This is a genomic window from Gemmobacter serpentinus (assembly GCF_008973825.1).
GTDB classification, from domain to species: Bacteria; Pseudomonadota; Alphaproteobacteria; order Rhodobacterales; family Rhodobacteraceae; genus Gemmobacter; species Gemmobacter serpentinus.
Map to the genome: position 1 here is coordinate 39690 of NZ_WCHR01000007.1, position 16060 is coordinate 55749.

A 16060-nucleotide genomic window follows, 5' to 3' on the forward strand; every position below is an offset into this window, starting at 1 on the left:
CTCATGCCTCCTGTGCCCAAGCGGCGCTGCGGTCCAGCCCCGGCAGCGGGCCACGGTCGCCACCGATGCGCGGCAGGCAGTTCAGCAGGCCCTGGGTATAGGGGTGTTTGGCGTTCAGCAGATCGCCCGCCGCCAATTCCTCGACCACGCGGCCCTTATACATCACCAGCACCCGGTCGCAGAACCGCGCGACCAGCCGCAGATCGTGGCTGATGAAGATCAGGCCCATGCCGCGTTCGCGCACCAGCCCGTCAAGGATCTTCAGCACCTCGGCCTGCACGGTGACATCCAGCGCCGAGGTCGGCTCATCCGCGATCAGCAGATCCGGGTTGGGGATCAGCATCATCGCGATCATGACGCGCTGCCCCATCCCGCCAGACAGCTCATGCGGATAGGCTTCCATCACGCGTTCGGGATCACGGATCTGCACCGCCTCCAGCGCGGCGATGGCCTTGGCGCGCGCCTCGGTGCGGCCCAGCCGGTCGCGCTTGCGCAAGCCTTCCATCAGCTGTGCACCGATCTTCATCACCGGGTTCAGCGAATACTTTGGATCCTGCATCACCATGGCGATGCGCGGGCCGCGCAGGGCGCGCATCTCACGTTCCGACAGCCGCATCAGATCCTGGCCATCAAAGCGCATCTCGTCGGCCTCGATCCGCCCCGGCGGGCGGATCAGCCGCAGGACAGATCGCCCGGTCATCGTCTTGCCCGAACCGCTTTCGCCCACAATCCCCAGCCGTTCCCGGCCAAGGCTGAAGGACACGCCGCGCACGGCCTCGACCACCCCGGTTTCGGTGTCGAAACTGACCCGCAGGTTCTTGACGGAAAGAAGGGTCATTTTCCGGCACTCCTCGGGTCCAGCACGTCGCGCAGACCGTCACCCAGCAGGTTGAAGCCAAGGCTGACGATGAAGATGGCAAGGCCCGGCATGGTGGCGACCCACCATTGCTCAAACAGGTACTTGCGCCCGGCCGAGATCATCAGCCCCCATTCCGACATCGGGGGTTGCGCGCCAAGACCAAGAAAGCCAAGCCCCGCCGCGATCAGGATCACCCCGGCCATGTCCAGCGTCACACGGATGATGACGGAGGGCAGGCACATCGGCATGACATGGCCCCAGATGATGCGCAAAGGCCCCGCCCCTTGCAGCCGGACGGCCGCGATATAGTCGGAATTGCGCACGGTCAGGGTTTCGGCCCGCGCCACCCGGGCATAGGGCGGCCATGCGGTCAGCGCGATGGCGAAGACCGCGTTTTCGATCCCCGGCCCCAGCACGGCCACCAGCGCCAACGCAAGGATCAGGCGCGGGAAGGCCAGAAAGATATCGGTGATCCGCATCAGCACGGTATCGACCCAGCCGCCGAAATAGCCCGCGACAGTGCCGATGATCAGGCCAAGAATCGGTGCCGTCACCGCAACCAGCGCGATCACCGAAAGGGTGATCCGGGCACCAAAGACGATCCGGCTCCAGATATCGCGCCCAAAGTCATCGGTGCCCAGCCAGTGACCGGGGGTCAGCGGCGGTTGCAGGCGGTTCTGCAGATTCTGGGTGATCGGGTCATGGGTGGCAAGCCAGGGGGCGAAGGCCGCCAGCACCAGCAAAACCCCGATGATGATGAGGCCGGCCACCGCCAGCGGATTGCGCTTGAGGCGCAGCCAGCCCAGATAGGTCTGGCCCAGCCGGGCCTGCCGGCGCGAGGCGGGATTGGGGTCGCGCAGCCATTGGGTCAATGTCGTCATCGCCGTTACCTCGCCCGCGGATCGACCAGCTTGTAAAGCAGGTCGGACACAAGGTTCAGCGTGACAAAGGCCACGCCCACCACGATGGTCCCGCCCAGAACGGCGGGCATGTCATTGGTCATCAGCGCATCGGTGATGTAACTGCCAAGGCCCGGCCAGGCGAAGATCGTCTCGGTCAGCACTGACCCTTCCAGCAGATAGGCATAGCTGAGCGCGATGACCGTAATCAGCGGCACCATGACATTACGCATGGCATGGACCCAGATCACCCGCCATTCCGGCATCCCCTTCACGCGGGCGGTGGTGATATATTCCTGCCCCAGTTCGTTCATCATGAAGCTGCGGGTCATGCGGCTGATATAGGCCATCGACAGATAGCCCAGCAGGCTTGCCGGCAGGATGATATGCGACAGCGCATTAGCGAACATGTCCCAGCGGCCCGCAAGGGCGGTATCGATCAGAATCATGCCAGTGACCGGGGTCACGTCGAATTCGAACTGCATCTGATAGATCGCATCCAGCCGCCCCGGCCCGCCAACCCAGCCCAGCACGCCGTAAAACAGCAAAAGCCCGATCAGTCCCAGCCAGAAGACCGGCATCGAATAGCCCATCAGGCCAACCAGCCGCACGATGTGATCGGCGATGCTGCCGGGTTTCGTGGCGGCCAGCACCCCCGCTGGAACACCGGCCAGCACGCCAATGATGACGCCCAGTGTCGACAGTTCCAGCGTGGCGGGAAAGACCCGTCCCACCGCTTGCAAGACCGGCTCGCCGCTGCGGATCGAGGTGCCAAGATCGCCCTGCAATACATTGCCGAGATAGATCAGGAACTGGTGCCACATCGGCTTGTCGAGGCCCAGTGCCACACGCGTAGCTTCGATCTGCGCATCGGTCGCGCGGTCGCCGACAATCGCCAGAACCGGATCGATCGGCACCACGCGGGCGATGATGAAGGTGATGAACAAAAGGCCCAGAACGGTGGCCGCCAAGGAGATCAGCGTGCCGCCAAGGCCGCGCAGGCGGCCGAGCCAGGGGTTGGTCGGGAGGGGGGCGGAGGATGCGGCCATGGGGCGGAACGCGCCCCCGGACCTGTCATCGGCCGGGGGCGCATCGTCTTACTTGGTCACAAGCCAGTAGGCCGCGCTGTCAATCGCGCCGCCGGTGTAGAAGTGGTTCACATTGCCACGCATCGCGGAATTGTAACCGATCTGGAACAGCGCAATGAAGGGCGAGGTCGTGCGGTGCTTCTGCTGCAGGTCCTGATACATCGCGGCACGCTTCTCGCCATCCCGCTCCATCACAGCCGCCGCCGTGATATCATTCAACGGGCCGGGATCATAGGCATTGCGCCAGGCCAGCGTGCCGGTGCCGGCATCATCGGCATTGTTGTCGTTCCAGGCAAACGAGCCCGCATTGGTCTGCGGATCCGGGTAATCCGGGCCCCAGCTTTGCAGCGTCGCGTCATGCTGGCGCGCGCGGTAGCGTTTCAGCTGTTCGGCGCCCTCGCCGATGTTCAGCTCGACGGTGATGCCGACCTGACCAAAGGTGTTCTGGATCGATTGCGCCATTTCCATCCGGTCAGCAGCATTGCGCACATCGATCACGACCTTGGGCGCGGTCACGCCGCTTTCGGCCAGCAGGGCCTTGGCCTTTTCGACATCAAGGCTGAACGGCGTGTCGTCCAGCGCACCAAGATAGCCTTTGGGCAGGAAGGCCTGATGCACGACCATATTGCCCTTCAGGACGGTATCGGCCAGCCCCTGATAGTCGATGGCCCACCGCATCGCATCCAGGAACTTTTCGTTCTTGTAGGCCTCGTTTTTCTGGTTGAAGGACAGATAGAAGATCTGCCCGCCCACATCGCTTTGCACCTTCAGATCGGCATTGCCCTTGATGCCCTCGATATCCACCGGGGTCAGTTCGCGGGCGACGTCGATATCGCCTTTTTCCAGCAACAGACGCTGGGTTGCGGCTTCGGGCACATGGCGCATGAACACGGCCTTCATCGGTGCGTCACCACGCCAATGGCCTTCGCGCGCCTGAAGGATATAGCCCTCATTCGGCTTGTAGGATTTCAGGATATAGGCCCCGGTTCCGGCCGAGTTGGTCTTCAGCCACTCATTGCCCAGATCGCCATTCGCCTCATGCTCCAGCACGGTCTTCTTGTCGACCACGACAGCCACACCGGCGGTGAGGCAGTTATACAGGAAGGTCGGCGCATAGGGCTTGTCGGTTTTCAGCGTGACGGTATCCCCGTCAAAGGTCACCATCTGATCGACATTATCCTTGGTCCAGCCGAACTGGTTCAGGATGAAGGCAGGCGACTTGTCCAGTTTCACCGCGCGCTGCAGCGAGAAGGCCGCATCTTCCGCCGTCACCGGATTGCCGGACGAGAAGGTGATCCCCGGCTTCATCTTGAAGGTGAAGGTCATGCCATCTTCGCTGACATCCCAGCTTTCGGCAAGGCCCGGCTGCGGGCCGGTCGGCTCAGACGGGTCCAGCTCCACCAAGCCATCATAGACATTGTTGATCACATCAAGGCCCGAAAACTCGAACGCCTCTTGCGGATCAAGCGAGACGATATCGTCAATCGCATCCGCAATCACCAGCGTATCCGCCGGGGTTTCGGCCAGCAACGCCCCCGGCGCTGCGGTCATCATGAGGGCGGCGGCAACAGCAACGCCCACCCGGCGAAGGGTCGGATCAATCAGCATCGTAAACTCCCCGTTCTTGTTTTTGACGGCTTTGCCCTGCAGGGCCTGCAACGCAATCCTTGACCGATTGGGCAACTTTCGCCGCACCTTGTCAACTGCGGTGAAACATGGCGTGATCGCCGCCAGATCCTGCCCGAAAAAGGAGCCATCCATGACCCCCACCGCCATTTTTGACGGCCATAATGACCTGCTCTCCTGTCTTTGGGCGGCGGGCGACACCGAGGGGCGGGCCTTCCTTGACGGATGGGAAGGCATGATTTCATTGGAAAATTGCCGCAAGGGCGGTTTTGCGGGCGGGTTTTTCGCGATCTGGGTGCCGGGCGAACGGTCCGATGCCCCAGATCCGATGGCCACCTATCGCGCCTTCCCCCCTGTCAGCACGGAAAAGGCGCATCGCGTGACCTTGGAACAGGCCGCGATCCTGATCCGCATGTCCGCCGCGCGCCCCGATGCGATCCGCCTCTGTCGCAACGTGTCAGAGATCGAGGCCGCGCGGGATGCAGGGGCGGTCGCCGCCATCCTGCATATCGAAGGCTGCGAGGGGATCGGCGCGGGCCTTGACGAGCTGCATGTCCTGCATGGTGCTGGCCTGCGCAGCATCGGCCCGGTCTGGAGCCGCAGCAATATCTTCGGCCATGGTGTGCCCTTCAACTTCCCGGCCTCGCCCGATACCGGGCCAGGCCTGACCGATGCCGGCAAACGGCTGGTCACGGAATGCGACCGGCTGGGCGTGCTTGTCGATCTGGCGCATCTGAACGAGGCGGGATTCTGGGATGTGGCACGGCTGTCGACAAAGCCGTTGGTCTCCACCCATTCGGCCGCCCATGCGATCTGTCCCGCCACCCGCAACATGACCGATCGCCAGCTGGATGCCATGGCAGAGACCGGCGGGTTGGTGGGCCTGAATTTCGGCGTGGGCTTCCTGCGTGATGACGGACTCAAACAGGCCGATATGCCCGCCAGCCAGATGATCCGGCATCTGGATCACCTGATCGCACGACTGGGCGAAGACGGCGTGGCGCTTGGGTCGGATTTCGACGGAACCATGGTGCCGGACTGGATGACATCCGCCGCAGATCTGCCCAAACTTGTGGCGGCGATGCGCACCGCGGACTATGGCGAGGCGCTGATCGAAAAGCTGTGCTGGGGCAACTGGATGGGGCTCTTGGCCCGCATCATTGGCCGCTGATCCGACACCTAATCGGGCAGACAGGCATTTTCGCCCTTGAAAATCAGGGAAAACAGGCGCATCTAGCGCCCGAGCCTGCGCCCCCTGCGCGGGCCAAACCCTTTTGGAGTGAACATGGCCAAGGAAGAACTGCTCGAATTCCCCGGTGTCGTGAAGGAACTCCTGCCGAACGCGACATTCAAGGTCGAGCTGGAAAACGGCCATGAACTGATCGCGACGATGGCAGGCAAGATGCGCAAGAACCGCATCCGTGTTCTGGCTGGCGACAAGGTGCAGGTGGAAATGACCCCCTATGACCTGTCGAAAGGCCGCATCAACTACCGCTTCAAGTGAAGCTGATTCTCGGCTCCGCCAGCCCGCGCCGGAAGGATCTTCTGGCGCAAATGGGCATCGTGCCCGACGCGATCCTGCCCCCTGATATCGATGAAGACCCCCGCAAGTCCGAACTGCCGCGCCCCTATTGCGCACGGCTTGCACGGGAAAAGGCACAGGCCGTTGCGGCCGATGCCGATGATATCGTGCTTTGTGCCGATACCACCGTGGCGCTTGGCCGCCGCATCCTCGGCAAGCCGCGCGATGCTGGTGAGGCGGCGCAGTTTCTGACCATGCTGGGCGGGCGGCGCCATCAGGTCATTACCGCCGTTGCCGTGCGCCGGGGCCACCGCCTCTGGTGCCGCGAGGTGGTGACCGATGTGAAGATGAAGCGCCTGTCCGACCTTGAACTGAACGCCTATCTCGCCAGCGGCGAATGGGAGGGCAAGGCGGGGGCCTATGCCATTCAGGGCATGGCGGGTGCGTTTATCCCGTGGATTTCCGGATCATTTACCGGGGTGGTCGGCCTGCCTGTGGCCGAAACGGCAGCCCTGCTGGCCGCCGCCGGATACAATCTTTATCGGAGCTGAGCCATGAAGGGCCGCGTGATCGTTCTGGACCAGTGGCTTGAACGTCAAGCCGCAGCACTTGTGGTGGATGGCGTCTTGCATGACCTGGCCATTGACCTTGGCGATGATACCCCCCTGCCCGGCGCGATCTATCGCGGCACTGTGGATCGTCTGGTCAAGGGTCAGGGCGGCGTCTTCGTCAAACTGCCCGAGGGCCAGTCGGGCTTTCTGCGGCAGGTCTCGGGCCTCGCACCCGGGCAATCCGTTCTGGTGCAGGTCACCGGCACCGCAGAGCCGGGCAAGGCCCTGCCCGTCACCACGCGGCTTCTGTTCAAAAGCCGCTACGCGATCCTGACCCCCGGCGCGCCGGGGCTGAATATCAGCCGCCGCATCCATGATGAGGACAGCCGCGCCAATCTGGAAGCCTTGGCCCAGGCCGGGATGGAGGGTGCCCCGCGCGACCTTGGCCTGATCCTGCGTTCGGCCTGCGATGGTGCCGACGAGGCCGAGATCGCCGAAGACATCCTCGAGATGCGCGACCTGGCCGTGGCGGTGCTGAACGATATCGATGGCAAGCCCGAACTGCTGATCGAGGGCCCCTCGGCGCATGAGACCGCCTGGCGCGAATGGGCTGACCCCGCCCCTGATGAGGTCGTGCAGGGCCGCTTTGCCGATCACGGCATTCATGAGATGCTGGACCAGCTGCTGTCGCCACGCGTGGATCTGTCCGGCGGTGCCCATGCGCTGATCGAGCCGACCCGTGCCCTGATCGCGGTGGATGTGAACACCGGCACCGATACCTCGCCCGCCGCCAGCCTGAAGGCCAATATCGCGCTGGCCCGCGACCTGCCCCGCCAATTGCGACTGCGCGGCCTTGGTGGCCAGATCGTGGTCGATTTCGCGCCGATGCCGAAGAAGGACCGCGCGACGCTGGATCAAGTGTTGCGCGCCGCTTTCAAGGGCGAGTCGTCCGAGACCAGCCTGTCGGGCTGGACCAATCTTGGTCTCTTTGAGCTGGTGCGCAAACGCGACCGGGCCGCCCTGCGCGACCTGCTGGGGGATCGCGGATGAGCTGCCCGATCTGCCAGAAGGCCGCGGATGCGAAATACCGCCCCTTCTGTTCCAAACGCTGCGCGGATATCGATCTCGGGCGTTGGCTGAAGGGTGGATATGTCATTCCCGGCAATGCCTTGGAAGAAGATGAGCGCGCCAATGAGGGTGCCGCACACGACCCGCTCGAAAATCCGCCTCGTCACTGAAATTTTTGCCAGAATCCTCTGGACAGCCCCCACGCCCTCGCTTAATACCGCCCCACCAAGCAGCCGCAGGCTGACAGTGCCCGGATAGCTCAGTTGGTAGAGCAGCGGATTGAAAATCCGCGTGTCGGCGGTTCAAATCCGTCTCCGGGCACCATTTTTGTTTATAAAATCAGACACTTAATGCAAACGTTTGACAGCCACGTTTCTGGCGTTGAAACCTACACACTGCATATACACAACTTTCGGGTGTCGCAGTGGATCAAAACAAGCAAGAATCGCGTCACAAAGTCACGGAACGACACACGATCTGGCGTGGCTTAGAAATCCACAAGGTCCGGGCATCCCCCTATTGGCAGGTCCGGCTCTATGATCGGACCGCCAAGCGATACGTCACGAGAAGCACAAAAGAAAAGTTGAAGCGCAACGCGATTGAAGCTGCCGAAACCATGGCGCGAACCGGGATTTTGAAAGCGCCGGTGATTGAGGTCATTAACACGATTCCGTTCGAGAAGACCTTTGAATACTTTGCAGGCAAGGCTCTGGGGTTAGCCAAGATCAAGGGCAAGAAGTATGCCGCTCGGGATGACGAACGGATCCTGTATCGCCGGGATGATGGCCTGATCGCATATTTCGGAACGCGAGAGATTGAGGGCATCACCTCTGCCGAAATCACCGAATATTTTGCGATGATGGATGAGACGCGCGACGAACCGCTGTCGGCCTCGACCAAGAACAAGCACCGATTTGTTCTTAATCGAGTTTTCAACGCGGCTGTCGAGGAACGGGCGTTGACGCGGTTGCCTGCAATCCAGACGTTCAGCACGGATGACACGCCGCGCCCGGCGTTTTCAGATCAGGAGTATGACGAACTTCTCAACATGACGAAGTCCTGCATCAAGCGCGGCGATACAGTTTTCGGAAACAGGGTAACGGACGAAATCCTGCACCTGATCCGATTCATGGTCAGTAGTTTTGTGCGACCACTGACAACGGAACTGATGGCGATCAAGCTGGGTGATCTGACGCCCAGAAGTGATCGCAAGAGCCTCGAAGTGAAGATCAACGGCAAGACCGGCAAGCGGGTTACCGTCACCATGCCAGACGGTGCGAAAATCGTCGCGGCACAGTCATCCGAAACGGGGCGGTCTGACAGCTCGGCATTCCTGTTCTTTCCAGACGTGGCGGATCGGGCAAAGGCGCTGACCATTGCACGACAACAGTTCAACCACATCCTCGCGGCGGCACACCTCAAACAGGATTACGAAGGGAATGCGCGGACACTTTACAGTCTGCGACACTTCGCGATTCAGAAGCGGTTACGAGATAGCGGGGGCAAGACTAACATTTACACATTGGCGGCCAATGCGGGCACCAGCGTCGAAATGCTGCAACGCTTCTATCTGGCCAAGATGGCATTGAGCGACGATATGGTGAAAAATCTGCACCATGACGAAAAGGAGGAGGAGGCAAGGAGGGCTGCCGAGGCACAGCGGGGCGATAAGATCACCTTCACAACCCCAGGACCGTATACACCAATGAAGGTTGCGATAAACCCAGAGCGCTCAGGTAGCAGTTTCGTCGCGAAGACCCAACAGTATCAGACTGAAAGAAAGACGACAGCAGCTGACGACGCCGGTTCATAGCCGGACATCTCCACCGCGTTGGCAACTGGTCAGCTGTCTGCATTCTACAAAACTACGCCCAAGAGTTTGCGTTCCCGCTCCTGACAGCCTCACGGAAGCCTTGTTATGCTTGCCTACAGCGCCTCAAAAACTTCCAACGTGGATTGCTAGCATTTCGCAACCATTAAAGGTCAAATTCTCAAGGACGACAAATAATGAAAGATAATTCAGGACAATATACTTTTACGATAGATGGAGACAATGAGTTTCCCCATGGTTGGTCAGGTGTAATTTCCTATCCAGAGAGCAATTCCGAAAGTGTTCATTTCAAAATTTTCAGCAATAATATTTGGGGATTTGTGAAGCCATTCCGAGAATTAGGCGACCATGACAATTATGTCGTGCATGGCTGGCTAAACTCTTGTCGCCCCGTCACCCTTTTAGAGCCTTTTTACAACTCCAGCGGCGGTGGAGAATTGTCCGATGGATTTAAGATATCAGCACGTATATCTGGTTATGTTGATAACTTGATTGAAGGAGCGCATGTGAATGCTGACAATCCATACGCCATTTTAGAGATCGGATTTTGGTCCGAATCTCTGGTTTTGATTGCGCAAATGCAAGCATGCCGCGAGAAGGCCGTCGCATGTGAAGATGGCATGCATGAGACTAAGAAATTGTCATCTGAGACAGAGGTGGCTGATCTTGGGAAGCTTAACTTCACGATTACATATCGTGATGATGAGCATACAGGCGAGAGAGTTGCTCGGGCGTATACCCGCCTAAAAACGAACAATGGAGTTGATATCTGGACCGCACAACGGTGGTCGATGTTTCATCTGAGCTTTATCGACTTTCTGGTCGGCTCGTCGGCGGGAAACTTTCATACGTCGGTATTGATAAATGATGCGGATAATAGCAGCTATAGGCCTGACAATAAATTGAGACTGAGAGTCTTCCCAAGGGGAAAAGCTGACTATCTAAGTGATATCAGCCTTCGCTTAACAGACCCGATTGACGTTATCCCCCAGGCTCTCGTGAGGGCATGGCTAGACGATCAAATTAAGCAACGTATTTTCACGGCAACAACCTTGCGGTCTCCAAAGTTGGGTGTCTTTGAACGCTTCATAAGAACGATTGCCTTTGTTGAGCAATGGCTACGCACGAGGTATCCTGACTGCTCTGAAAAGAAAAAACAGTTCAAGGCATCTGTAGTTGAATACAACAATCATCTAAGCACGGCACCCGAAAAAGTAAGGACCTTCGCGCAGGAGTTTGCAAAACCTCGGTATCCACAGACAAACAATCTAAAAGACTTGCTGGTACGAGCTTTCACTGAGTGCCGACCTTTGGGCTTAGCATGTGATGAACAGCAAGCACAAATCGTGGCAGATCGTAGAAATGAGCTTGCACACGGCAATGAGCCCTCTGAAAGACATCAAATACGTGACTTACTTATTGGGTCAGACATTGGCCTGGCCGTTATTGAGCTGTTGACATTAAAAGATATAGGGTTTGACCCCTCAAATCAGCATGAGCCGCGACGTGACCGATATGGATCTCAAAACGGCATTTACAAATCAAGATCCAGAGGTGAGAGTTAATTCAGGACTTGCAATGCCTGCTTCCTGCGATTTATTGGTCATGCTTGGGATGCACAGCGAATGGCAACTGTCCGCCCTTAGAGGCGCTTCGATGGCGATTTATTTTTCTGTAGGACGACAGTTATCAGTGGCAACTCGCCCGACAAATTCGTCGCAACCCAAGATACTACGCCGACCTTAACCTGCATCAGCACGATCTATAGACCTTGAAACGTTCCTGCCCGCGAAGAACCCGTAGATTTTTTTGCTGTCTGCGCTCGATGCGCGTTTGCTCCTGCCCGTTCATGCATCCTCGATCATCGAAAGGCAGGATGACGGAGAAATTTCCAATGGTTTCTTCACGAACTGCCTCTTTCAATGCATAGGCGGTGTAGTCTGCCAGCGTTGCGGCGTTACTGTGGCGGTCGAATAGCTTAAACAGGATCGCATCTGACCCAATTTTGACGCCCTTGAGCGTTAAAGCGGTGCGGCGCAAGATCTCCAACAGTCGAGCCAGATCCAGCGGAGCTATACCATGCGGAACGAAGATGCCCCCATGGCAGTGGACCTGTCGCAAATCGCGATCCGCGCCGCTGAACTTACTGCCATTCACATCCAGTGCCGAGAAAAGTCCGCAGTGGGACACATTGGGTTTCTTACCAATCAACTTGGTGAAATATGCTTCGATTGTGCCGAACAGCGTTCGACACAACGGCTCATGCTGAGCCGGATCATCCAGATGGATGGTGAATGTAATGCATCGTTTATCCAACTCAGCGAAGCTGCTCATTCCAGATACAGTTGCCGCTAAGACTTCATGACGTAAACCATACTTCCAGAAAGAACGTCCCAATCCTTCACTATTATTATTTATATTCAATAATTTAATCCTTTCAGACATTGTTCGACCATCACCCAGAAAAGGGCGTTGAGATCGAGTGTGAAAGAGGTTTTGGGGTCCGGCTCATGGGGTGCCTCAGCACCCCAAATCTTGCCTTACTGCCTAAAGACGAAGCCCAGAGAAGGGGCGTCACCGTTGTTGTCGGTCGCGGCCCCTGTGACAAGGTTGCGTTCCCGCAGCTCCTTGCTGATCATTATGATGATGGCACTGGTGACGGCTACATTTTTGTCCCTACAGTGCCTTTTCAACTCTGACTTCAGATCTTTTGGCAGCCGAATATGTAAATGATCCATCCAACTACCTCCTTGATATCATATATATATTTATATTGCGTGTTCACGTTGTGATCGCAAAACTCAAAATTTCTTCGATTTTTTTTGTGGCTAGAGCGCCCGATTGCGTCGCTGTTCTGCGGGCGACTCACGATGGAGCTCTTGAACGATCTCCGCGCGCGAGGTGCTTTCGTTGTGCTGTCTCTGACTTCAACGAATACCTATTGTTTATAGCATAATTCCTAACTTATGTCAATATTGTTAACTTTTCTCAAGAAATGCACCCCGGAAAATGTTGTGACCTAGACGACATGTTCATCTAGGGCAAGGTCATGCTGGACCGCTGATACGCGCAGATATTTGTCTAACAAAAGTTATCTTGCCTTTTTTGCACAAATTGTATAAATGATTCTTAATATCTATTTATACAAAAGGCGCATGAAATGCTGGTGGGGTATGCGCGGACTTCAACCTTTGACCAAGTTGCTGGTGTCGAGGCGCAAGAACGCGATCTTATCGCAGCAGGGTGTGAAAAAGTGTTCCGCGAACAGGTTTCGTCGGTCGATGTTGCCGCCCGTGAAAAGCTGGCATCCGCACTCGATTTCTTGCGGGAAGGAGACACACTGGTTGTTGCCAAGCTGGACCGCTTGGCCCGCTCGGTGGCTCATATGCATGACATTCTCCAACGGATCACCGCGAAGGGCGCTGCGTTGAAAATCCTGAATATGGGGATCGACACGAATACACCGACCGGGAAGTTGATGTTGAATGTCCTTGGCGGTGTTGCTGAGTTCGAAAGAGAAATCATGCTGGAACGCCAGCGTGAGGGCATCCCAAAAGCCCGGGCAGCCGGGAAGTATAAAGGTCGTGCCCCGACTGCCCAGCGCCGTAAAAGTGAGGTCTTGGCACTTGTTGCCGAGGATGTAGGCCCGACCGAAATAGCCAAACGTCTCGGTATCAGTCGCGCCAGCGTCTACAATGTGATTCGGGGCTAAAACATATACACACAAACATATACACAAGCATTAAGTATCTAATTTTAATGTATAGTGTTTGGATTGAAAATCCGCGTGTCGGCGGTTCAAATCCGTCTCCGGGCACCATCACAATCTCTCGACATATCGATGCTTAGACCGGGCCGATGATCCTGGCGGCTCATCTCGTCATTCATGACAGATGCGCAGGGGCGCATGATCCGCCGCGCAACGAGCTGCAGGCCCGGGATGATGGGGCGCGAAAAGACTTGGCCGGGCAAGGTCTGCCCGGCCGAACGCAACCATGCGTCACACATACTCACGCGTCACATAAACGGGGCATCAGTCCATCGAGACATTGGCACCTTTAACAACGGGCTCCCATTTCGCCATTTCGGCGGCAACATGTTCGGCCAGTGCCGCCGGGTCGCTGGCCACGATGGTGGCCGAGAATGTCGCCATCTGTTCGGCCACCTTGGGATCGGCCATCGCGGCCTTGGCGGCATCCGCCAACCGGGTCACCACCTCGGGCGGGGTGCCTGCCGGCGCAAACAGCGCGTTCCAGCTATACGTCTCATAGCCGGGCAACGTCTCGCCGATGGCAGGAACATCGGGGAAGGCGGGAGAGCGTTCGGCCGTGGTCACGCCTAGGGCCTTCAACTTGCCCGACGAAACATGCCCCGAGGCCGAGGGCAGGTTGTCAAAGATGATCGGCACCTGCTTGCCCAGCACATCTGTCAGTGCCGGACCCGAGCCCTTGTAGGGAATATGGGTGATATCGACGCCCGCCATGGATTTGAACAACTCGCCCGACAGATGCAGCGGCGTGCCATTGCCTGACGAGGCATAGGCCAGCGGTTCGGCCTTGGCGAGATCGATCAGTTCCTGCACGGTATCGGCGGGCACATCCGGGTGCACCGCCAACACATTGGGCACCAGAACCAGCAGCGAAACGGGCGCAAAATCCGCGACCGGATCATAAGGTTTCTGTTTCAGGATCAGCGGGTTGAGCGCATGGGTCGCCACGGTCCCCATCAGGATCGTATAGCCGTCAGGCTCGGCCTCGGCGACCTGGGTCGCGCCAAGGCTGCCGCCCGCGCCGCCGACATTCTGCACGATGACCTGCTGGCCCAGATCCTGGCTCATGCGTTCGGCCACCACCCTTCCGACCAGATCGGTCGAGCCGCCGGCGGCAAAGGGAATCACAAGGGTGATGCTGCGATCGGGGAAATCGGCCTGCGCCGGGCTTGCATGGGTCAGCGCAAGTGTCATGGTCAGCGCGGCGGTCGTGGCAAGCATGGCACGCCGGGTGAAATCTGCGGTCATGGTGTCTCCTCCTTGGTAAAAGACAGGGGTCCGTTAGCGGGACGGATGCGGGGCGCGCGAGCGCGCCCCGCAGGCGGCGCTTAGCCTTCGCTTTCGGTAAAGACCTCATCGCGGCTTTTGCGGATCGCGGGCAGGAAGACCAGCACCAGCACCCCCACCGCCAGCAGAAGCAGCGTCAGGCTGATGGGGCGGTTGATGAAGGTTGCTGCATCGCCCCGCGACAGGATCAAGGCGCGGCGCAGATGTTCCTCCAGCAGGGGCCCAAGAACAAAGCCCAGCAGCAGCGGCGCAGGTTCGAACCGCAGCTTGCCCATGACGTAGCCAAGCAGGCCGAAAAAGGCGACAGCGTAGAGATCCCAGGTGTTCGAGGCCACCGAATAGACGCCGATGGAACACATCGCCATGATGATCGGGAACAGGATGAAATAGGGCACTTTCAACAGCTTCACCCAAAGCCCGATCAGCGGCAGGTTCAGCACCACCAGCATCAGGTTCCCGATCCACATGCTGGCGATGATGCCCCAGAACAGCCCGGGCTGTTCCGACGCCACATTTGGCCCCGGCACGATCCCCTGGATGATCATCGCACCAATCATCAGCGCCATCACCGGATTGGCCGGAATGCCCAGCGTCAGAAGCGGGATGAACGAGGTCTGCGCCCCGGCATTATTGGCCGATTCCGGCCCCGCCACCCCCGCGATCGCCCCATGGCCGAATTCGCCCGGGTTTTTCGACAGCTTCTTTTCCACCGTGTAAGAGGCGAATGAGGCAAGGATCGCCCCGCCACCCGGCAAGATACCAAGAACCGAGCCCAGGCCTGTGCCGCGCAGAACCGGCCCGACAATGGCGCGGAAATCCTCGCGCGTGGGCCAAAGCCGCCCGACATGGCTGGTCAGCACCTGACGGTCATGCTCGTCTTCCAGATTGCGCAGGATCTCGGCAATGCCGAAAACGCCAACCGCGACCGCCACAAAGTTCAACCCGTCGGCATAGGCGGTGATGCCCATCGTGAAGCGCGGCGTCCCGTCATAGATGTCGCTGCCGACCATGCCCAGCAGCAGCCCCAGCACCACCATGGCCAGCGCCTTCAGCACCGATCCATGCGCCAAGGCGACGGACATGATGAGGCCAAGAACCATCAGGCTGAAATATTCGGCTGAACCAAACTTCAGCGCGACCGTGGTCAAAAGCGGCGCGAACAGCGCGACCAGGAAGGTGGAGACCGTCCCCGCAAAGAATGACCCGATCGCCGCAACCGCCAGCGCGATACCGGCGCGACCCTTGCGCGCCATCTGATAACCATCAATGGCCGTCACCGCCGACGAGGATTCGCCCGGCATATTGATCAGGATCGCCGTGGTCGATCCGCCATATTGCGCGCCGTAGTAAATCCCCGCCAACATGATCAGTGACGAGACCGGCTCCAGTTGGAAGGTGATCGGCAGCAGCATGGCGATGGTCGCGGTGGCACCGATGCCCGGCAACACCCCGATCAGCGTGCCGAGCAGCACCCCGATCAGACAGAAGGTGAGGTTTTCCAGCGAGCTTGCGACCGAGAACCCGAGGGCGAGATTTGACAGAAATTCCATGTGCCCCCCC

15 protein-coding genes and 1 tRNA gene are annotated in these 16060 nt (G+C 58.6%); 9 read left to right on the top strand and 7 right to left on the bottom strand.

What is annotated here, in order from left to right:
- Position 1: 1 nt before the first annotated feature.
- From GBJ34_RS04875 to GBJ34_RS04890, 4 genes are read right to left on the bottom strand one after another with little or no spacing between them, the layout of a single operon-like run.
- On the bottom strand, positions 2–838 hold the full coding sequence (locus GBJ34_RS04875) for an ABC transporter ATP-binding protein (RefSeq protein ID WP_151718151.1): 837 nt from the start codon (positions 836–838) through the stop codon (positions 2–4).
- The gene (gene nikC, locus GBJ34_RS04880) at positions 835–1740 is read right to left on the bottom strand and encodes a nickel transporter permease (RefSeq protein ID WP_151718152.1); all 906 of its coding nucleotides are present in this window, start codon (positions 1738–1740) and stop codon (positions 835–837) included. The genes GBJ34_RS04875 and nikC overlap by 4 nt, the downstream gene beginning before the upstream one ends.
- Positions 1741–1745: 5 nt before the next feature.
- Positions 1746–2807 (bottom strand): ABC transporter permease, encoded by a 1062-nt coding sequence (locus tag GBJ34_RS04885; protein WP_151718153.1) that lies wholly within the window; start codon positions 2805–2807, stop codon positions 1746–1748.
- A gap of 48 nt (positions 2808–2855) precedes the next feature.
- Positions 2856–4454, bottom strand: a complete 1599-nt coding sequence (locus tag GBJ34_RS04890) for an ABC transporter substrate-binding protein (RefSeq protein ID WP_151718154.1) — start codon at positions 4452–4454, stop codon at positions 2856–2858.
- A 151-nt stretch (positions 4455–4605) separates the two neighbouring features.
- Between GBJ34_RS04890 and GBJ34_RS04895 the strand changes: the two genes are divergently transcribed.
- The 8 genes from GBJ34_RS04895 to GBJ34_RS04930 all read left to right on the top strand — a co-directional run bounded on the left by GBJ34_RS04895 (position 4606) and on the right by GBJ34_RS04930 (position 11009).
- Positions 4606–5643, top strand: a complete 1038-nt coding sequence (locus GBJ34_RS04895) for a dipeptidase (protein WP_151718155.1) — start codon at positions 4606–4608, stop codon at positions 5641–5643.
- 114 nt (positions 5644–5757) lie between these two features.
- Complete coding sequence (infA, locus tag GBJ34_RS04900) at positions 5758–5976, top strand: translation initiation factor IF-1 (protein ID WP_054301515.1); 219 nt, start codon at positions 5758–5760, stop codon at positions 5974–5976.
- The gene (locus GBJ34_RS04905) at positions 5973–6545 is read left to right on the top strand and encodes a Maf family protein (RefSeq protein WP_151718156.1); all 573 of its coding nucleotides are present in this window, start codon (positions 5973–5975) and stop codon (positions 6543–6545) included. Before infA ends, GBJ34_RS04905 begins: the two co-directional genes overlap by 4 nt.
- 3 nt (positions 6546–6548) lie before the next feature.
- Positions 6549–7595 carry a ribonuclease E/G gene (locus GBJ34_RS04910; RefSeq protein WP_151718157.1) on the top strand — a complete coding sequence of 349 codons (1047 nt, stop codon included), beginning with the start codon at positions 6549–6551 and terminating at the stop codon, positions 7593–7595.
- Positions 7592–7783, top strand: a complete 192-nt coding sequence (locus tag GBJ34_RS04915) for a DNA gyrase inhibitor YacG (RefSeq protein WP_151718158.1) — start codon at positions 7592–7594, stop codon at positions 7781–7783. Before GBJ34_RS04910 ends, GBJ34_RS04915 begins: the two co-directional genes overlap by 4 nt.
- Positions 7784–7861: 78 nt before the next feature.
- Positions 7862–7937 (top strand) — tRNA-Phe (locus GBJ34_RS04920).
- Positions 7938–8037: 100 nt separating this feature from the next.
- A complete protein-coding gene (locus GBJ34_RS04925; RefSeq protein WP_151718159.1) occupies positions 8038–9426 on the top strand; it encodes a hypothetical protein in 1389 nt (462 codons plus the stop codon).
- 194 nt (positions 9427–9620) lie between these two features.
- The gene (locus GBJ34_RS04930) at positions 9621–11009 is read left to right on the top strand and encodes a HEPN domain-containing protein (RefSeq protein WP_151718160.1); all 1389 of its coding nucleotides are present in this window, start codon (positions 9621–9623) and stop codon (positions 11007–11009) included.
- A gap of 187 nt (positions 11010–11196) precedes the next feature.
- Here GBJ34_RS04930 and GBJ34_RS04935 read toward each other — a convergent pair whose 3' ends face one another.
- On the bottom strand, positions 11197–11889 hold the full coding sequence (locus GBJ34_RS04935; RefSeq protein ID WP_151718161.1) for a hypothetical protein: 693 nt from the start codon (positions 11887–11889) through the stop codon (positions 11197–11199).
- Between the two features lie 715 nt (positions 11890–12604).
- On the opposite strand from GBJ34_RS04935, the gene GBJ34_RS04940 reads away from it, so the two are divergent.
- Positions 12605–13156, top strand: a complete 552-nt coding sequence (locus GBJ34_RS04940) for a recombinase family protein (protein WP_151718162.1) — start codon at positions 12605–12607, stop codon at positions 13154–13156.
- A 321-nt stretch (positions 13157–13477) separates the two neighbouring features.
- On the opposite strand, the gene GBJ34_RS04945 is transcribed toward GBJ34_RS04940, so the two are convergent.
- Positions 13478–14461, bottom strand: a complete 984-nt coding sequence (locus tag GBJ34_RS04945; RefSeq protein WP_151718163.1) for a Bug family tripartite tricarboxylate transporter substrate binding protein — start codon at positions 14459–14461, stop codon at positions 13478–13480.
- A gap of 80 nt (positions 14462–14541) precedes the next feature.
- On the bottom strand, positions 14542–16050 hold the full coding sequence (locus GBJ34_RS04950; RefSeq protein ID WP_151718164.1) for a tripartite tricarboxylate transporter permease: 1509 nt from the start codon (positions 16048–16050) through the stop codon (positions 14542–14544).
- Between the last annotated feature and the right edge of the window lie 10 nt (positions 16051–16060).